The 19369-nt window shown below is 55.3% G+C and carries 13 protein-coding genes; 5 read left to right on the top strand and 8 right to left on the bottom strand.

Features of this window, described 5'->3' with window-relative positions:
* Positions 1 to 105: 105 nt before the first annotated feature.
* The 3 genes from KO486_RS07125 to KO486_RS07115 form a co-directional block, all read right to left on the bottom strand.
* On the bottom strand, positions 106 to 3288 hold the full coding sequence (locus KO486_RS07125; RefSeq protein WP_216036555.1) for an Ig-like domain-containing protein: 3183 nt from the start codon (positions 3286 to 3288) through the stop codon (positions 106 to 108).
* Positions 3289 to 3428: 140 nt separating this feature from the next.
* Complete coding sequence (locus tag KO486_RS07120) at positions 3429 to 4253, bottom strand: YihY/virulence factor BrkB family protein (protein ID WP_216036554.1); 825 nt, start codon at positions 4251 to 4253, stop codon at positions 3429 to 3431.
* Positions 4254 to 4266: 13 nt separating this feature from the next.
* Positions 4267 to 4821, bottom strand: a complete 555-nt coding sequence (locus tag KO486_RS07115; RefSeq protein WP_216036553.1) for a hypothetical protein — start codon at positions 4819 to 4821, stop codon at positions 4267 to 4269.
* A 95-nt stretch (positions 4822 to 4916) separates the two neighbouring features.
* On the opposite strand from KO486_RS07115, the gene moaA reads away from it, so the two are divergent.
* A complete protein-coding gene (moaA, locus tag KO486_RS07110; RefSeq protein ID WP_216036552.1) occupies positions 4917 to 5933 on the top strand; it encodes a GTP 3',8-cyclase MoaA in 1017 nt (338 codons plus the stop codon).
* Between the two features lie 4 nt (positions 5934 to 5937).
* On the top strand, positions 5938 to 6393 hold the full coding sequence (locus KO486_RS07105) for a hypothetical protein (RefSeq protein WP_216036551.1): 456 nt from the start codon (positions 5938 to 5940) through the stop codon (positions 6391 to 6393).
* A 107-nt stretch (positions 6394 to 6500) separates the two neighbouring features.
* Here the strand turns inward: KO486_RS07105 and KO486_RS07100 are convergent, their stop codons facing one another.
* Complete coding sequence (locus tag KO486_RS07100) at positions 6501 to 7781, bottom strand: DUF3422 domain-containing protein (RefSeq protein WP_216036550.1); 1281 nt, start codon at positions 7779 to 7781, stop codon at positions 6501 to 6503.
* A gap of 166 nt (positions 7782 to 7947) precedes the next feature.
* Between KO486_RS07100 and KO486_RS07095 the strand changes: the two genes are divergently transcribed.
* Entirely contained in the window at positions 7948 to 8499 is a 552-nt protein-coding gene (locus KO486_RS07095; RefSeq protein ID WP_216036549.1) for a pseudouridine synthase, read from the top strand.
* Positions 8500 to 8567: 68 nt separating this feature from the next.
* Positions 8568 to 9455, top strand: coding sequence for a YghX family hydrolase (yghX, locus tag KO486_RS07090; protein ID WP_216036548.1), 888 nt, complete (start codon positions 8568 to 8570; stop codon positions 9453 to 9455).
* Positions 9456 to 9505: 50 nt separating this feature from the next.
* Here the strand turns inward: yghX and KO486_RS07085 are convergent, their stop codons facing one another.
* The 4 genes from KO486_RS07085 to KO486_RS07070 form a co-directional block, all read right to left on the bottom strand.
* Positions 9506 to 10009, bottom strand: a complete 504-nt coding sequence (locus KO486_RS07085; protein WP_216036547.1) for an aggregation factor core — start codon at positions 10007 to 10009, stop codon at positions 9506 to 9508.
* 112 nt (positions 10010 to 10121) lie between these two features.
* Complete coding sequence (locus KO486_RS07080) at positions 10122 to 11555, bottom strand: NAD(P)(+) transhydrogenase (Re/Si-specific) subunit beta (protein WP_216036546.1); 1434 nt, start codon at positions 11553 to 11555, stop codon at positions 10122 to 10124.
* A gap of 13 nt (positions 11556 to 11568) precedes the next feature.
* Positions 11569 to 13140: a Re/Si-specific NAD(P)(+) transhydrogenase subunit alpha gene (locus tag KO486_RS07075; RefSeq protein WP_216036545.1), complete on the bottom strand. Its 1572-nt coding sequence runs from the start codon at positions 13138 to 13140 to the stop codon at positions 11569 to 11571.
* 139 nt (positions 13141 to 13279) lie between these two features.
* Positions 13280 to 13729, bottom strand: coding sequence for an isoprenylcysteine carboxylmethyltransferase family protein (locus KO486_RS07070; protein WP_216036544.1), 450 nt, complete (start codon positions 13727 to 13729; stop codon positions 13280 to 13282).
* A 232-nt stretch (positions 13730 to 13961) separates the two neighbouring features.
* On the opposite strand from KO486_RS07070, the gene KO486_RS07065 reads away from it, so the two are divergent.
* On the top strand, positions 13962 to 19349 hold the full coding sequence (locus tag KO486_RS07065; RefSeq protein ID WP_216036543.1) for a Hint domain-containing protein: 5388 nt from the start codon (positions 13962 to 13964) through the stop codon (positions 19347 to 19349).
* Positions 19350 to 19369 lie beyond the last annotated feature (20 nt).

Raw genomic sequence — 19369 nt, 5'->3', positions numbered from 1 at the left:
CCACTCAATACCCCAGTTCGCTTATCTTTTGCGGTGCGGGGGCCGGTTGGTCCGGCCCTCCGCAAGTGTCGTGCGCCCTCCCCCACTGTGAGGAGAGCGAGGGTCTTAGATGGTCACGTTTACGCCGTCTTCGATGAAGACCTGAGCATCGTCGCCCATTGTGTAGACGTCGTAGGACTTGCCATCGATCGTTGTTGTCTGGCCGCTGTTAGATGCGCCAGCCAGCGTGACGGAGTCGTCATCGCCACCGTGGATCACAAGGTTGTTGTCCGCATCAGACAGACCTTCGAGCGTGGAAACATCCAATGTCAGTTCGCTGTCTTTAGCAAAGCTCAGGTCAATCGCGCCGATGTCGAAATCGCCCAAACCGCCCATATCAACAACATCCGTTCCGGTTTCTTCCATCACAACATACGTTGCGTTGGAGTTGGAGGAGCCGTCAGTTTCGTTGACCACAAGGTGCGTGCCATCGGACAAAGCAGGGTCGAAGTTGAACAGTGTTTCACCCCATGGGAGCGTCGCACCGTCATCTTGATCCGCAAGCTCGTTTACAGCGCCGGAAGATGTGACTTCGCTGACTGTAACGTCGTTGTCCGTTGTATCGATACCAAGGTATTCGACACCGTCAGCCGTCAGCGTAACACTTTCAACACCAGGTGCGTCTGGCGCAACTGTGTCGACCTCAAAAGTGTCCGTGATCTCGGAGTAGTTGCCGTTGGCATCCGTAGCACCGATTGTGATGCTGGCTGTGTATTCGCCTGCTGGGAACTCATCAGCGTCGTATGTGACAGACCAGTTGCCAGAGCTATCGACAGTCGCGTCACGTGTGATGGAACCGGAACCGTAGTTGTAAACGACGCTCACAGTAGAGCCCGCTTCAACAGTCCCGTTCAGCGTAACACCATCCGCAGCTTCAGCGTTGTTAACAACGTTGTCACCTTCAACCGGATCGGTCGTTGTGAGTTCGTTCACCCATGTATCGACTTCAACCGAGCTTGTGATGACCGACACGTTCCCTGCTGGGTCCGTTGCCGTTGCTGTCATAGCAGCTGTGCCCTCATAGTTGGCCTGAACCGAAGAGGAAGAGAAGTTCGCATTCCAAGCGCCGCTTGCGCCGGAAATTACAGTCACAGTCTCGCCGCCAAATTCGACAACAACAGAGGAACCCGGCTCAGTTGTGCCGGACAATGTCACACCGTTCGCAGCCTCGGCCGCGTTGATGATGTTGTCACCTTCAATAGGCGCCGCAGACCATTCGTGCGGCTGAACGATTGTATCGATTTCGACAGTGTCGCTGACTTCTTTGTAGTTGCCCGCAGCATCCGTGATGGAGGCCGTGATCGGCGCTGATGCCGTATCAGCCGGAACGTCAGCCGCAGGGAAGTTCGCGGACCATGTGCCGTCAGACTGCGCCAAGACATCCATCGTCGCATCACCAAAGCCAACCGTAACAGTCAGGCCCGGTGTCGCTGTGCCGTTGATCACAACGCCATCGCTTGCTTCGTCGAAGTTCACAACATCGTCCAATTCGATCGGCTGAGTGGACAATGCAAGATCGCCAGCAACCGTATCAACATTGACCGCTTCGGAAATGGACGAGCTGTTGCCCGCGGCATCCGTCGCCGTCACAGTTACGGATGTTTCGTACTCGCCACCCTCAAGAGTGCCGCCCGGGTATGTCACAGACCAATTGCCGTCCGCATCAACCGTTGCCGCCATAACGACGCCATGCAGGTTCACGCTTACGGTGGAACCGGGTTCTACAGTCCCTGCCATCGTGATGGATTCACCGGATTCGTTGAAGTTAACAACGCTATCGGACCCACCAGAAGAGTTCGAAGTCATCTCGAGTTCGTTGACGTAAGTATCAACAACCACGGTGCCGGAAGAGGATGCAGTGTTACCCGCAGCATCTGTCGCCACAACAGTCACGTCATGTGTTGCCTCGCCGGTACCAACCTGCGCGGCGGTATAATCTGCAGACCATGTACCGTCGCTTGTTGCAGTAACGGTCTGGGAATAACCTGCCATTGTTACAACAACAGATGCACCTGGCTGCGCTGTCCCCGTCAGGGTTACACCGCTCGGCTGCTCGGAACCGTTCACAACATTGTCGGAACCGCCCACTGCGGAAGTATCCAAAGTAACGCTTGTTACGGTATCAACAACGACCGTCGCAGATGAGGAAGAAGAGTTCCCAGCCGCATCAGTTGCAGTGATTGTGATCTCTTGAGTGTATTCACCCTCGCCCATCACGCCACTATCAACATCAAGCGTCCATGTGCCGTCTGTAACCGTGGCGTCGTAATCAACACCATTGATCGTCACGACAACAGCTTCGCCGCCAGTCACAGTACCCGTCAGCGTAACGCCACCATCATATTCAGCAGCGTTGATTACACCATCAGCGCCACCAGTGGCTTCGACATCTACACCGATCACAGTGTCTACGATCAAGGTATCCGTAACAGTGGTGGACCCACCTTCATTGGTGATCGTGACCTCAACAGGAGTTTCGTACTCACCTGTTGCAATATCTTCAGGATCAAACGTGACAGTCCACTCACCGTCCTCAGAAACGGTTGTTGTTTCAGTTACGCCATCGATGACAACCTCAACCGTTGCACCTGCAGTACCAGACCCGCCGATTTCAACGCCATCAGCATGATCTTCTTCGTTCACAACATGCTCTGCCGCTTCAGTGCCAGCTGTTACCGAAACCACAGGAGCAGCAACACCATCGTCACCGCCACTATCACCATCGCCACCGCCAGAAGCCAACACCGCTGCACCAGCAGCCGCAGCCGCCGCAGCACCACCCCAACCAAAGAGAGGCGCCATCGCACCAAGCATGCCGACTTCATCATCTACGGGAACATAAGAATCTGCCAGCATAACGTCTGCATCACGCATGAAATACAGATCGTCGTTTGTCGCGAATTTTCCAATCGCAGCATCGCCACCTGTGTAAGAGGCATAATAGTCGGACCCAGCACCCGCGGTGAGGTCGACTTCTGTCAAAGTACCATTGGCAGACAGGAACAATTCATTCTCGCTCACGCCGTCCATTGTGAAGAAACCTTCAATCACAATCGTGCGCCCATCGACCAAAGTGATCTCTAGCGCTTGACCCTGACGGGTATAAGACAGGATCTGACCTTGGCTCAGGTTCAGCGACACATCGGCCCCCGCCCCAACAATCAATGAAGAAGGAACACCTTCTCCGGCCACAGAACCTCTGGAAATATTGCCCGCAACATCACGGACAACGAAACTAATCGCTGACATGGTACTCACTCCGCCTCATGTTCACGGCTTTTTTGCCGCATTATATACATTGCAACCACCATATGTTGATTTCTCAACTATTTCTAGGGGGAAATTTCCAATGAACGAATCATTTGCGAATCAAAGTATTTCAGTATGTTTCAGAGGGGTTTGCGGCGATCAAGCGTCACATTGAGAGCGCCGCCCAGCAGGATCAGATAGGCGCTTAGGTAGAACCACATCAACAATGCGATGACAGCACCAATGGATCCGTAGACCTCATTGTAGGTTCCGAAATTGGTGACATAGGCCGTAAATGCGAGCGACATCGCGATCCATAAAACCACCACCAATACGGCCCCGGGGGTGACCCACCCCAACCGCGACAGGCGCCGATTGGGCCCATAACGATAAAGAATACCCAACCCCATCAGCAAAACAAGAATGGCCACACACCAGCGAACACCCTCTAACAACAGTGCACTGTCCGTTTCGAACGGAATAATCGCCAGCACAATTGGCGCAACCACGACCATCAACAGCGCAATGATCGAGATCCCCACAAGGCAGACGGTCATGAACAGCGCAACAAAAATATGCCTAATGCTGCCGCGGTTCGGTCGATCAAAAATGGCATTCAACCCGCGAATAAGCGCCGCAACACCTGTGCGGGCAGACCAAAGCGCGATGCCAATCGAAATCAATGTCGTAACCCCGAGCGTCGCCCCACCCGCACTCAGCAACCCATCTATCTGAGCCTCGAACAATCGAAACACGCCAAGCGGCATGAGGCCAGACATCAGATCAAGCTGGCTGTCGACCACCACAGGGTCTGCAAACAGACCAAACAACGAAATCGTCGCGGCGATGCCGGGAAAGATCGCAAAAAGCCCGTAAAAGGCGACACCCGCCGAAATCAGCCCCGCATTCTTTTCCCCTAAGTCATCAATGACTTGTCGAGAAACGGCATAGGCGGACCGCAACATTCAGAAAGGCTCATTAGTTGGCATAGACCGTCACTTCCGGCAGCCCTGTTAGGGGCGCCTCGATCAAACGCATTGCAGCCAACGAAATCTGACTGCCTGACCCAACAACGCCGCCAGAGGGGCGCAACTCAACTGCGACGGAATTACCGTTATAGACAACGCGCCCTTGGGTCACTTCGCTCACCAAAGGTGTCTTGAACCAAATTCCGGGGTCCGTGGGGCTGCCGAGGCTGGCAATGGTCGTGCCCAAACGGCGCTCCCCGCTGCTGACGGGCGTCGCCACGGCGGCGGCCCGATCTTCGGCGGTTGTGGTGTCAAACTGCTCAACGGTGCGCGCCGTCGCGGAGGGCGGTGGCGGAAAATCGGGGCGCGTCTGGGTTCTATCCAAGGTCGGACGAACAGGTGGCGCAAAGGCCTCCCCCAAAGACGGCGACAAATCAGGCGTTACAGCGGACACCGCAACAGGTGCGACAATCGCAGGATCAGCATTCTGAAACGGAGAGTTAAAGGGCCCATTCGCACAGGCGGAAAGCCCAACAAAGGCCGAGATTGCTAACAACTTATTCATACGCCAGAACCTACGTTTGCCCAAAGTCGCTGTCGAGGGGGAATTGAAGGCGCAATTCCCTTGCGCGGGCTGTTGCCCGTCCTTACGGTCACGCCATGACAACGCCACTTATAGATCCCTTTGCACGCGCGATTACATATTTGCGGGTTTCGGTCACAGACCGATGCGATTTCCGCTGTGTTTACTGCATGTCTGAAAATATGACGTTCCTGCCAAAAAAGGACCTTCTGACGCTCGAAGAACTCGACAGGCTTTGCTCGAACTTCATCCGCTTAGGTGTTGAAAAGCTTAGAATAACGGGCGGAGAACCTTTGGTTCGACGCGGCATCATGACCTTCTTTGATGCGATGACACGCCATCTGGAGACAGGCGCTCTCAAAGAGCTGACACTGACAACAAACGGGTCCCAACTCGAGAAATATGCCGCCGACCTTTATGCGGCAGGTGTGCGCCGTATCAACGTCTCGCTCGACACGCTGGATGACGACAAGTTCGCAGAAATCACCCGCTGGGGTCGCCTTGAGCAGGTGATGCGCGGCATTGACGCAGCCCAAAAGGCTGGGCTGCGCGTAAAGATCAACACGGTCGCTTTGGCTGGGTTTAACGAAAGCGAATTATTTACCCTTCAAGCGTGGTGCGCGGATCGGGACATTGATCTGACATTCATTGAAGTCATGCCTATGGGTGACATCGGAAACGAAGACCGCATCACCCAATATTGGTCGCTCAAGGACCTGCGCGCGCGTTTGGAAGAACGCTTTACGGTCAGTGACTTGGCTGAACGCACGGGCGGGCCTGCCCGCTACATCCGGATCGAAGAAACTGGTCAGAAAATCGGTCTCATCACCCCGATGAGCCATAACTTCTGCGAAAGCTGCAACCGTGTGCGCGTTACCTGCACGGGCGAAATCTATACCTGCCTTGGGCAAGAAGGTCATTCAGACCTACGCGCACCGCTGCGCGCCAGCGCGGCCAACGGTGGTGATGACGCCGTGCTAGAAGATGCCATTCGCGCAGCAATCGGGCTTAAGCCCAAAGGCCATGATTTCGACTATTCCCGTCAAACAGTCGACGGCCAAGTCTCCCGCCACATGAGCCACACCGGGGGCTAACAACATGGCCAAGATTCTGCGCAACGCAGCTCTTCTTGCGTTGGTCACAGCACTCTGGTGTTGGATCATGAGCGCGCTTCACGGAATTTGGTCTTTCGGCATCATTCGCGATTACTTGGATGGCGGGGTGGTCCCACTTTACCCATCAATGCCAGTCACTTACATGACGTTCTTTATGTATGCGACGGGTGCTTTTATGGTGTCTTTCCTGGCCGTTTTTACCCTTTGTGTTTTAGCCCCGTCAAAGTTCAGATTGGCAATCGTTCTGGGGGCGTGGCTGATCGGCGCGTGGATGGGGGCTGCTAATATTTCGTTCCTGTTTCAGATCGATTTCGGCACCACGTGGCGCACATGGGAAGCGATCCTGAGCCTCTTTGTGCACGGCCTTTTCACCCCCATTTGGCTTTTCATCGGGCTTTGGGGAACGGAAGCCCTCACCCGCCCTTTGCGCAAGGCCTAAGGCGTCCGGCCGCAATACACATCAAGTCTGTCTGCCAAAATTCTTGAATTTTGGCCCCCGCCCGCCGCAGGCGCCGACCGAAGGTCGTCCTACCCGATATTCAATATTCAATGCAGCGCGTTTCGTATTCGTCGCACCATCAGCCAAACCAAGCCTATGACGATTGGGGTTAGAACAGCCTTTAGCCCTTTGTCACCGAGCCCCAGTTCATAAGCAAACGGAGCTGTCACGTTCGCCGCAAGGTTCACCCCGTAATAGGAAATCGCAACAATAGATAACCCTTCGACCGTTTCCTGAAGACGCAGCTGAATATCTGCCCGCCGGTCCATGCTTTCCAGCAGTGCTTTGTTCTCGGCGGAGCGTTCCACATCGACCCGTGTTCGCAACAGATCAGAGGCACGGATAGCGCGGCTCGACATGGCGTCCAGCCTCTCCTTGGTGCTGGCCACTGTCCGCATTGCAGGATCGAACCGCCGCATCATGAACTCCCCAAAGGTTTGCCGCCCCTCAAAGCGGGATTCCCGCAGGACTTCGATCCGTTGGTTTACAATCTTTTCATAGGCCGCTGTTGCGCCAAACCTGAACGTCGATTGCGCGCTCAGCGATTCCAGCTCTCCTGATACCTGTAATAATGCATCCAAGGTTTCTTCGGTTTTCTCGGGCGCGCCACTCAGTGCCTCGGTAAGGCCATTCAAGCGGCCATCAAGGGCACCCATATCGCGACCCAGATCGCGGCAGCGCGAAAAGCCGAGCATCGCCATAGCCTTATATGTCTCAACCTCGCACAGGCGTTGCACAATCCGCCCCACCCGTCTCTCTCCGGTTTCGGGACGGGAAAACACCGCAAATCGCATATGACCGCCCTGATCGATCCTGTAGTCCCCCGCAATCACGGCGTCATCATCCAAGACCCGACTGACGGCGACGCTTTCAGGCACGAACCATTTGTTAACTTTGTCTCCGATGCCAGCATCACCGCTTTGCTGTTCCACACGGATCAAGGCAGATGTGACCCGCGTTCCGGGCGCGTTGGCCAACCAGTCCTCAGGGAACATCCCGAACGTCGCAGCATCAAAGGGCGTCTTTGCGACACCCTCGCCGAACACCGTATAAGTCACGAATTCCGTATGGCTTTCCCACTTCAGCAAATGGCGACCGACCTGCCCGAAATAATGCGTCGCCCCTTCTTCGGGGTGCGGGGCCGCGTAATGATCTAGCAATGCCTTTAGGTGTTCCATATCAGCCGCGCGGTCGCGTCCGGCGGCATTTTGCGCAGGCTTTATTGCAAGGTAGGCCGCACGACACGGCGCATCCAATGTTGGAAACGGACGGGCGTGCAATTCATTGGCCAGCGCATAGCGCAACGGGTGATCGGCGATCGGGCTCATATCAGTCTTTCCGAAAAGCGTTTCGAGGCAATCTAAGCTAAATTGCGTAAGAGTAAAGAAAAACGTGTAATTTCATATGATTAGCGGAATACCATTGCATACACTCACCGCAATACGGCGGATATCTCTGCTTTCCTTCCGCATTTGACGGGTCTACGAAACGCGCATGACCACGATCTTGTTCAACAAACCCTTCGGTGTTCTCAGCCAGTTCACGGACGCAAAGTCACCGACTGAACGTCCGACCTTGTCGGGCTTTGATCTTCCCAAGGACGTCTATGCCGCCGGTCGATTAGACCGTGACAGCGAAGGGTTATTGGTGTTGACCGATGACGGAAAACTACAGGCCAAACTATCTAGCCCGAAATTCAAAACCCCAAAGACCTATCTGGTGCAAGTCGAGGGCGATCCATCTGAGGCTGACCTTGCCCCCCTGCGCAGTTCCGTCACCCTAAAGGACGGCCCAACTCTGCCAGCGAAAGTGCGTCTTATTGATCCGCCCGACCTATGGCTGCGCGACCCACCTGTGCGGGTGCGCAAGTCCATTCCGGATCGCTGGATCGAAGTTACGATCACCGAAGGCCGCAACCGACAGGTCCGCCGCATGTGCGCCCATATCGGATTTCCGTGCTTGCGGCTTGTGCGCTGGTCGGTCGGCGCGTGGACATTGGATGGATTGGCACAAGGCCGCTGGCGGGACGAACGCGCAAAAACGTGAATTGCAGCTTCTACAACCTGAGGTAACGTAAGCGCAGCCGACCACGGCCCCACCTGAGGAGACCTACTATGACCCGCATGACTGCCAAAGACTTCGATCAAGAACTGCTCGACCTGTATGACTTTTATGCCCACGGCAAGATCACCAAACGCGAGTTCTTAAACCGCGCCGGTAAATTCGCTGTCGGTGGTGTGACCGCCGTCGCCCTGTTGAATATGATGTCGCCGAACTATGCATTGGCACAGCAGGTTTCGTTCACGGATGAGGATATCTTTCCCGAATACATCACCTACCCGTCCCCCAATGGCACGGGCGACGTGCGCGGCTATCTGGTGAAACCCGCAAACGTAACAGGCCCCGTGCCCTCCGTTCTGGTTATTCACGAGAACCGTGGCCTCAATCCTTATATCGAAGACGTGGCGCGCCGCGTGGCCAAGGCAGGATTTATCGCTTTGGCCCCTGATGGTCTGACCTCAGTGGGCGGTTATCCGGGCAATGACGTCGAAGGCCGCGAATTACAAAGCACGGTGGATGGCACGGAGTTGATGAACGACTTCTTTGCAGGGTTCGAACACTTGATGGCCCGCGACGACACCACCGACAAGGTCGGCGCTGTGGGCTTTTGTTACGGCGGTGGCGTCTGTAATGCGCTGGCCGTGGCCTACCCCGAGATGGCGGCTTCTGTTCCGTTCTATGGCCGCCAACCTGCAGCTGACGACGTGCCGAAAATCCAAGCCGCAATGTTGATGCAATATGGTGAGTTGGATGAACGTATCAACGCGGGCTGGCCTGCCTATGAGGAGGCCCTAAAGGCAGCTGGCACCACCTATGAGGGCCATATATACGAGGCAGCCAACCACGGGTTCCACAACGACAGCACGCCGCGCTATGACGAAGAAAAAGCCGAGCTTGCGTGGTCCCGCACGATTGATTGGTTCAACACCTATCTAACCTAAGTCGTCGGGCGGCCCGTTTTCCGAAGATGGTTTCGGGCCGCCCCTTCCCGTTAAGAAATGCAATCTGGCAAAGCGACACGCGCTACGCCACTGCTGTCGAATGTCGCCGAGTAGCTGGTGCCGTCGAGAGTGACCGATGCAGTCACGCCTGCCATTTCCTGACCACTGACCGTTATGCCGCGCGACCCCAAGGTGTCATCGAGGTCTGCGGTAAAGACAACAGGCGCCCCTTGATCCACACCGTTCAAGGAGAGTGATACCTCTGTCGCGCCATCCGATATCTCGGATACCCGCAAGACGCGCTCGCTTTGCTCCACGAGGACAAGCGGCTGGTAGACCTCAACGCCCGCGCCTTGCGCTGTCACATCAAAGATAAGGCCTGCCGCAGACCCGCTCAGATCCAGCGACACATCAAATGGCGTGCCCATGCATCCATCGCTCGCTTGTATGGTAAATCGATCAACCGGTGCGCCGTCTTGGAAAACAACGTTGATATCGGCGTGTGCCGCGAATGGCTGCGCCAGCAATGCACCCAACAGAATAATAGATCGCATGAGTAACCCCTTTCCAGTTTATCTTACTACGGGTCCTGTCTGGGATTAGATCAAAAAAAGGGGCCGCAATCCTGCAGCCCCTTTGTCAATTTCAGGTCTGAAACCCAGTCGATCAATCGATCTTGGTCAGCAAGCTGTCCAAGGACGCTTTTGCATCGCCGTAGAACATGCGTGTGTTGTCCTTGAAGAACAGCGGGTTTTCGATACCGGAATATCCAGTACCCTGACCACGTTTGGACACGAACACCTGTTTGGCCTTCCAGCATTCCAGAACCGGCATACCCGCGATTGGGGAGTTCGGATCATCCTGTGCGGCTGGGTTCACGATGTCATTGGACCCGATCACGATGGCGACGTCCGTTTCCGGGAAGTCGTCGTTGATCTCGTCCATTTCCATGACGATGTCATATGGCACTTTGGCTTCCGCCAGAAGTACGTTCATGTGACCCGGCAGACGACCCGCAACTGGGTGGATCGCAAAGCGCACGTTCTTGCCCTTAGCGCGCAAACGACGTGTCAGTTCAGCGACGTTTTGCTGTGCCTGTGCAACCGCCATGCCGTAGCCTGGGATGATAATGATGCTGTCAGCTTCTTCCAAAGCCGTCGCAACACCGTCCACATCTATGGCGATTTGTTCACCTTCAACGGCCATCTGCTCACCCGCTGGGCCGCCAAAGCCACCCAAGATAACGGACACGAACGAACGGTTCATCGCCTTACACATGATGTAGGACAGGATCGCACCGCTTGAGCCAACCAGTGCACCAACAACGATCAACAGGTCGTTCCCAAGGGAGAAACCAATCGCCGCTGCAGCCCAACCGGAATAGCTGTTCAGCATGGACACAACGACAGGCATATCCGCGCCGCCGATGCCCATGATCAGGTGGTAGCCGATAAACAGTGCCGCCAAAGTCATTAGGAACAGTGGGAAGAACCCGCCTGTGTTGAAGTACCAGATCAGCGTGATCACTGCGACTGCCGCCGCCGCGATGTTGAGCATGTGACCGCCCGGCAACTTCGTCGCCGCGCTGTCCACTTTGCCAGCCAGCTTACCGTAAGCAATGACCGACCCTGTGAACGTGATCGCACCGATAAAGATGCCGAGGAACAGCTCGACCCGCAAAATGCCGATCTCTACGCCAGATTTATGCGCCAGAAGCCCTGCGAACCCTGTCAGGCCCTCGCGGGTTTCATGGTCCATACCCAAGACACGGTTCAGTTCGATATGCGCAATGAAGCCCACGAACACCGCTGCCAGACCAACCAGAGAGTGCATCGCTGCAACCAGTTCTGGCATCTGTGTCATCTGAACTTTGGTCGCGAGTTGGTACCCAATCGCGCCGCCGCCAATGATCATCAAGATCGAAAGAAGCCAATAGCCAGCACCGGGGCCAACCAATGTTGCTGCCACGGCCAAGGCCATACCAACGATACCGTACCAAACAGCGCGTTTTGCGCTTTCTTGGCCAGACAGACCGCCCAAGGACAGAATGAAAAGAACTGCAGAGACGACGTATGCCGCTGTTGTGAAACCAAATTCCATTATCCAGCCCCCCTTAAGATTTCTGGAACATGGCAAGCATGCGCCGTGTGACGAGGAACCCGCCGAAGATATTGATACCTGTCATAAAGACCGACAAGGCCGCGAGCAGAACCACTAGGAAGCTCCCCGATCCGATTTGCATCAAAGCACCCAGAATGATGATCGATGAAATCGCGTTGGTCACCGCCATGAGAGGCGTGTGCAAGCTGTGTGCGACGCCCCAGATGACTTGGAAGCCCACGAAGACGGCCAAAACAAACACGATAAAGTGCTGCATAAAGCTGGCAGGTGCCACAAGGCCAACGGCCAAAAGCAAGAAGGCACCAATCGCGATCAGTGTCACCTGAGATTTGGTCTGCGCTTTGAACGCTGCGACCTCTTCTGCACGCTTTTCTTCTGGTGTCAGTTCTTTGACCTCGACCTTTGGCTGTGCCGCAATCGCCTGCACCTTTGGTGGTGGCGGCGGGAAAGTCACTTCTTTGTCGTGGGTCACGGTCGCGCCGCGGATCACGTCGTCTTCCATGTTGTGATCGACGACACCGTCTTTCTCAGGTGTCAGGTCAGTCATCAAATGGCGGATGTTGGTCGCATAAAGCGTAGAAGACTGCGCCGCCATACGGGATGGGAAGTCTGTGTAGCCAATGATGGTCACACCGTTGTCCGTGACGATCTTCTCGTCTTTGACGGTCAGCTTACAGTTGCCGCCCTTTTCCGCCGCAAGATCAACAATCACAGACCCCGGCTTCATGGATTTCACCATGTCTTCCGTCCAAAGCTCTGGCGCTTCGCGGTTCGGGATCAGGGCCGTTGTGATAACGATGTCCATGTCCGGCGCAATTTCGCGGAACTTGGCAAGCTGTGCCGCCGCGAATTCTGGTGAAGACACAGAAGCGTAGCCACCTGATGACGCGCCATCTGCCTGTTCTTCCTCAAAGTCGAGGAAGACGAACTCGGCGCCCATGGATTCGACCTGTTCGGCCACTTCAGGGCGCACGTCGAATGCGTAGGTGATCGCACCAAGGGACGTCGATGTCCCGATAGCAGCCAAACCGGCAACCCCTGCCCCGACAACCAGAACCTTGGCAGGTGGAACTTTACCGGCCGCAGTGATCTGGCCTGTAAAGAAACGTGGGAAGTTATTACCTGCCTCGATAACGGCGCGGTAACCCGCGATGTTCGCCATGGACGACAAAGCGTCCATTTTCTGAGCGCGCGAAATACGCGGGATCATTTCCATTGCGACAACGGTTGCACCTTTATGGGCAGCGGATTTCATCTTTGCTTCGTCAGCGACGGGGCTGAAGAATGAGATCAATGTTTGATCCGCACGCAGACGTTTCATTTCACCGTCATCAGGGACACGGACCTTGGCGACAATGTCAGCCGTTTTCCACAACGCAGCGGCGGTCTTTACGACCTCAACGCCTGCATCTTTATAATCTTTGTCCGAGAAACCCGCGGCAGCACCGGCTTTGGTTTCGACCACACATTCATGGCCCAATTTTTGCAGTTCGAGCGCAGATGCCGGCGTCATCGCGACGCGGTTCTCACCCTCAAATAGTTCCTTTGGTGTGCCAATTCTCATGGAACATCCCCCTTATAAGTCTTCCTTGCAGCAGTCGTAGCGGTGCAGGACTTGAACCACAAGTCATCCGACGTGGTCAAAGGCCCGCACATGCTGGCTTCAACGGGTCATTGGATGGACGCCAAAAGCGCTGTGAGGGTTACAGCCAGCGGCGGGTCTTTTCGGTGTAACGATAGAAATCCTGCCTGAACTTGCGGCGTAGGCGGTCTTCTTCGGGGATGACAAACCGTGTTTCCAACAGCCAGAACAAAATCGGGATCAGCGGCAAGGCCAACGGCACGTCCCATCGCAGAACGAAACCCGCTAAGATCAAGATATCACCAAGATAAATCGGATTCCGTGAGCGTTTGAAAATACCGGATTGCACCAGTTTTTCAGCGTCCATATGCGGGATTATGGTCGTCTTCTGACGCCGCATCTCCATCACGGCCAAAAGCATCAAAATCGCCCCACCCCCGATAAGTACGGCCGCAAGAAACTGCGTGATCGGATGCGCCAAGCTAAGCCCTAAGGGCCGCCATTGCCCAAGCCAATAAGTGAGGCACAATGCCGCGACGAGCCATACGGGGGGGATGTCTAACCATTTCATATGCATTTCTTGCCAGAGGTTGCCCCGTTTCTCCAGTCAAAAACACGCATGCCGTGTGCCGCACTTATTTTTGCCATGATCTTAGCAAAATTGAGGGATCAATAGCCCCCTTATCACCCCATTCATGCCGCCTATGACCCGTAGGTAACCCTCTAAAGGTCGAGCTGTGCCCAGCGCATGGTCGGCGATGTTCAATACAGGGCGAAAGCCCGCGCAATGAGGTTATAGAGTTATGCCAACAGGTTATTTGGTAACATTAGGAGACGGAATCCTCGACGGTGGAGACGCGATTAGCGGATCCCAGTCAACGTTCACAACATCCAGCACAATTGGCGCAGGCAATTGGATCTGGAGCGGCACCTATGGCGGCAACTCTTACAACAACATTCAGGATTCCGGCGTCTACTACGAAGCCACCGATGGCAATGTTTACTTTATTCCCGACAATTACATGATTACCAGCGGCACCGCCCAAGCTGACGGTCCGCCAACCTACCCTGTTGTGCCATCCGATGGCACGATTGACGGGACGTCCGGCGATGATGACATTGATTTTAATTACAATGACACAGGCAGCAACGACGAAGTTGACGGTGGCGACAGCAACGGAACCAACGAGGACATAATCGTCGCGGGCGGTGGCAATGACACCGTGGATGCAGGCGTCGCGAATGATACCGTTTATGGTGGCACGGGTTCTGATACGATCTCTGGTGGTAGCGGCAACGATAGCATTGATGGTGGTGACGGGAATGACGTCATTTACGGCGACACCAACACATCTGTAAGCAGCAACATTGAAACAGCGTTTCGCTGGGATGAACAGGGTGTTGCGGATGAAGCAAGCATCGCTGGCGGGCTGACCGGAACCTCTATTAGCGGCGACATTCAGGTCGATGTTTCTGTCACACAGGGCGTCAACTTCACCGGTGCCTCGATGGAAACCAATGACACGCTTTACGACTTTGATGATCGTAGCGATTCATCCTCTATTGAACTCTACGGCGGCGGTACCGGCACGGGGCAACACGCCTCAACGGTCACGCTTGATTTCTCAGCCAATGATCCCACGAGCTATAGTGATGAAGTCACCGATGTCACTTTTGGTATCCATGACATCGACGAACTGGAAAACCAGTTCATCGACCAGCTGATCATTACGGCATATGATGCTTTGGGCAATGCCGTCCCTGTTGTTCTTACCGCAGGCGACGCATCCACGATCACAGTTGATAACGCGACTGGGACAGCGACCTCGATTGTGAATTCGGGTGGCTCGGGTCTAACGTCAGCTCAGACTGGTTTCCTTGAAGTCAGCATTGCCGGTCCAGTCGCGCAAATTGTGATCGAATACAACAACGTTGATACAGCATACGGCAATCACGCGATCCGCATTGGTGACGTTGAGTTTAGCCAAGTTCCAATCGCTGAATTCAGCGACGCTGACGACGTAATTTCAGGTGGCGATGGCGCCGATGAAATCTATGGCGGCGAAGGCCATGATACGATCCAGGGCAACGCGGATGGCGACACCATTTACGGTGGCACGGGTGACGACTCCCTCAGCGGCGACGCCGGGATTGATACGCTATACGGCGGTGACGGCGCAGACAGCATCGACGGTGGTATCGGCGATGACTCGGTATCGGGTGGTTCTGGGAATGACACAGTTTCCCTTGGCGACGGCAACGACACCTTTGGCGATTGGTCCACAGAGGCCGGAAACGACACCGTTTACGGTGGCGCGGGCAATGATTTCATCAATGGCGGCGCAGACAATGACAGCCTTTATGGCGGTGCGGACGACGACACCATCACGGGTGCATTTGGCGACGACTATCTAGATGGCGGAACAGGTTCGGACCAATTCTGGATCACCGACGACCACGACACCGATACCATCGTCGGCGGCGAAGATGTCGGCGATGGCGATTGGGACAGCGTTTGGTTCTCTGATTACGTAACAAGCGCAGGCGTCACAGTCACATCCACCGGTGCCGAAATGGGCACCTATTCGTTCAACGGCACGGCAGCAGCAGGAACCTTCGCCGAAATCGAAGGGCTTGGTGGCACCGAGAATGACGATATTTTTGACACGTCTGCGGATGGCAGCGGCCTTGACCTTTTTGGCGGCGCAGGCGCGGATACGTTCACAACTGGGTCCGGTGACGATTCCGTCTACCTTGGCGATGGATCGCCGGATGGCGATGCGGATGTGCTGATCCTTGAGGACGGATTTGGCAACGATACCATCTATGAATTCGACGCCCCTACTCCAAATGGCGACGGCACCTTTACGGGTATCGATACTTTGGATGTTTCCGCCCTTTACGATCTGCCTGTGGGCGATCCAGACCGCACACCAGTTCTGACCAATGATGTTGTGGTTTCCGATGACGGGTCCGGCAACGCGTTGCTGACCTTCCCGAACGGTGAAACCATCACGCTTGTTGGGATCGATCCAACTGATGCAGATGATCCGTTCTACCTCAACGCGATTGGCATCCCGATGCCTGACGGCACGGTCAGCGGGACCGCGGGCGCAGACACGATCGACGCAAGCTATACTGGCGATCCAGATGGCGACATGGTCGATGCAGGCGACGCGATCTTGGCTGGTGACACGAACAATGACGACCTGATTTACGGCTACGGTGGGAATGACAGCATCACTGCTGGTGCAGGCGATGACGAAATCTATGGCGGTACAGGAAACGACACGATTGACGGTGGTACTGGTGATGACACGATCACTGCTGGCACTGGAAATGACACGATTATCCTGAACGAAACCAGCGGAACGAATGCAATCGACGGTGGCGAAGATGGCGACTTGTCAGACATCGACACGCTTGACTTCTCATCTACGTCAGTTGACCGCGTCATTGTTCAGGTCACGGGCGATGAAGCCGGTACCTACGATGTCGATCACGGTATTGCAGACGGCACATTCACAAACATCGAAGCGATTGTTGGTACGGACGGTGGCGACTTTCTGGACAGTACGCTCAATACCTCTGACATCACCATTAGCGGTGGTGCAGGTGACGACCTTGTTGCTGGCGGCACTGGCGACGATGTCCTGAGCGGCGATGCTGGTGACGATTATATCGAACTGGGCGACGACTTTGGCAACGACACCATAACCGGTGGCGAAACGGGTGAAACTAACGGCGACAGCTTGTTTGCCGGATTTGTAACAGACGATCTTATTGTCGATTTGCAAACGTTGAACCCTGCGGATCCTGAATCCGGCACAATCAGCGATGGCACATCTACGACAACTTTCTCTGAGATTGAAAACATCTATCTCGGCTCTGGAGATGACAGTGTCACTGGTTCTTCTGGCGCCGACAATATCGCGCTTGGTGAAGGCGCCGACACGATCAATGCTGGCGCAGGCGATGATAACATCGATCTGGGTGTCGGCACTGATACCCCTGACGGCGACGCCGATGTCGTCGTGTTGGAAGACGGGTTTGGCAACGATACCGTCGAAGGCTTCGACGCCCCTACCCCAAATGGCGACGGAACATTCAATGGCATCGACACATTGGACGTGTCGGGCCTGTACGATCTGCCGCTCGGCGATCCAGATCGCACACCAGTTCTGACCAATGATGTTGTGGTTTCTGATGACGGGTCCGGCAACGCGTTGCTGACCTTCCCGAACGGTGAAACCATCACGCTTGTTGGCATCGATCCGACAGATGCAGACGATCCGTTCTATCTAAACGCGATTGGTATCCCGATGCCTGACGGCACCGTCAGCGGGACCGCGGGCGACGATACGATTGATGCGTCTTACGTTGGTGACCCCGATGGCGATCAAGTTGATAGCACAGACGCGATCCTTGCGGGCCACGAACCCAATGACGACCTGATCGAAGCAGGTGCCGGAAACGACACCGTCATTGCCGGGAACGGCGATGATTCCATCTATGGCGAAGCTGGGGATGATCTCATCTTTGGTGGCGTTGGCAGCGATACGGCCTTTGGTGGCACAGGCGACGACATCATCAACGGCGGCGATGAAGCTGACACCCTTTATGGTGGCGATGATGCCGACACGTTCGTGCAAGAATCCGGATTTGGGTCTGACGTTATTGAGGGCGGCGAAGGCGGCACTGACACCGATGAAATCTGGTCCACTCAAAACGTTGACGTCACCGTCACCGCGACGGGTGATGAGTCTGGCTCCATTTCAGATGGAACGTCCACGGCGACATTCAGCGAAATCGAGGCGATTGAAACCGAAGGTGGCGACGACGTCATCAACCTAAGCAATGACAGCGCGGGTATGACGGTCGATTCAGGCGCGGGCGACGACACGATTACAGGTGGTTCCGGTAACGACAGTATCGTTGCAGGCTCGGGTGTGGACGCCATCACTGGCGGCGCTGGCAATGACGTTATGGACGGCGGAACAGGTTCTGACAGCTTCGTACTTGGCGAAGGCTTCGGTACTGACGACATCACCGCTGGCGAAGACGCGGGTCTCGTTGACATTGACGTTGTCGATGCGGGCGGCATGACGACTGGCGTAACTTTGGACTTCACTGGCGCAGAAACAGGCACGTTGAGTGACGGCACAAACACGGCCTCGTTCACGGAGGTTGAATTGTTCAACCTCGGCTCTGGCGATGACACTGTTGACGGTGGCGTTGGCGACGAGCTGGTGTTTGCGGGCGCTGGTGACGACACAATGACCGCTGGTGAAGGCGAAGATACGTTCTACGCTGGCAGCGGCGATGACGACATCACATTCTCTGAAGGGGATGCGATGTATGGCGGGTTTGGAGATGACACGTTCACGCTCGAAGATCTTGGTGAAACCAGCAACGGCACGATTACAATTGATGGCGGCTCTGGCAGCGAAACGCCTGACCCAGACGGTGACGGCCCGCTGATAGGCGGCGACACACTGAAGTTGGGCGACCTCGGTGTCTTGACCCAAGCTGTGCGTGATACATTCGTTGATGACGGCACTGGCAGCTATTCTGGTTCCGTAACGCTAGACGACGGCACGATCCTGAATTTCTCCGAGATCGAGAACATCATCTGTTTCACACCAGGAACCCGCATCGCGACGCAGCGCGGTTTGGTGGCTGTTGACGATCTTGAGATCGGTGATCTGGTGGTCACACGCGACCACGGTTTGCAGCCCGTTCGTTGGACCGAAGGCCGCACCGTGCCTGCCGTCGACCGGTTCGCCCCTGTGCGTATCTCGAAAAACGTACTGGCAGGTCAGGAGCGCGACTTGATCGTGTCGCCACAACACCGCGTCTTGTTCCAAGGCTATCGTGCCGAATTGCTGTTCGGCGAAAGCGAGGTTTTGGTCTCTGCAAAGCACTTGGTGGACGGCGTGGATGTTGTTCAAGAAGAATCTGGCATGGTCACCTATGTGCACATCATGTTCGACCAACATGAGATCATTTACGCAGAAGGCGCCCCCACCGAAAGCTTCCACCCCGGCGATATCGGCTTTAGCGCTGTATCAGACGAAGCCCGCGAAGAACTTTTCGCGATCTTCCCCGAACTGCGGGCAGATCCTTCGTTCTATGGTTCAACAGCCCGTCGCAGCCTGAAAGCCCACGAAGCACGTCTGATCCATTTGTAAGATCAGCCCTTGAATGAAAT

This window comes from Octadecabacter sp. B2R22, assembly GCF_018861045.1.
Taxonomy (GTDB): Bacteria; Pseudomonadota; Alphaproteobacteria; order Rhodobacterales; family Rhodobacteraceae; genus Octadecabacter.
The sequence above is the reverse complement of the archived record's forward strand: the minus strand, read 5'-3'. Positions and strand labels throughout refer to the sequence as shown.

Excerpts from the sequence above, each read along its gene's own strand:
- KO486_RS07125 (WP_216036555.1), bottom strand. The coding sequence starts at position 3,288 with ATGTCAGCGATTAGTTTCGTTGTCCGTGATGTTGCGGGCAATATTTCC.
- KO486_RS07120 (WP_216036554.1), bottom strand. The coding sequence starts at position 4,253 with ATGTTGCGGTCCGCCTATGCCGTTTCTCGACAAGTCATTGATGACTTA.
- KO486_RS07115 (WP_216036553.1), bottom strand. The coding sequence starts at position 4,821 with ATGAATAAGTTGTTAGCAATCTCGGCCTTTGTTGGGCTTTCCGCCTGT.
- moaA (WP_216036552.1), top strand. The coding sequence starts at position 4,917 with ATGACAACGCCACTTATAGATCCCTTTGCACGCGCGATTACATATTTG.
- KO486_RS07105 (WP_216036551.1), top strand. The coding sequence starts at position 5,938 with ATGGCCAAGATTCTGCGCAACGCAGCTCTTCTTGCGTTGGTCACAGCA.
- KO486_RS07100 (WP_216036550.1), bottom strand. The coding sequence starts at position 7,781 with ATGAGCCCGATCGCCGATCACCCGTTGCGCTATGCGCTGGCCAATGAA.
- KO486_RS07095 (WP_216036549.1), top strand. The coding sequence starts at position 7,948 with ATGACCACGATCTTGTTCAACAAACCCTTCGGTGTTCTCAGCCAGTTC.
- yghX (WP_216036548.1), top strand. The coding sequence starts at position 8,568 with ATGACCCGCATGACTGCCAAAGACTTCGATCAAGAACTGCTCGACCTG.
- KO486_RS07085 (WP_216036547.1), bottom strand. The coding sequence starts at position 10,009 with ATGCGATCTATTATTCTGTTGGGTGCATTGCTGGCGCAGCCATTCGCG.
- KO486_RS07080 (WP_216036546.1), bottom strand. The coding sequence starts at position 11,555 with ATGGAATTTGGTTTCACAACAGCGGCATACGTCGTCTCTGCAGTTCTT.
- KO486_RS07075 (WP_216036545.1), bottom strand. The coding sequence starts at position 13,140 with ATGAGAATTGGCACACCAAAGGAACTATTTGAGGGTGAGAACCGCGTC.
- KO486_RS07070 (WP_216036544.1), bottom strand. The coding sequence starts at position 13,729 with ATGAAATGGTTAGACATCCCCCCCGTATGGCTCGTCGCGGCATTGTGC.
- KO486_RS07065 (WP_216036543.1), top strand. The coding sequence starts at position 13,962 with ATGCCAACAGGTTATTTGGTAACATTAGGAGACGGAATCCTCGACGGT.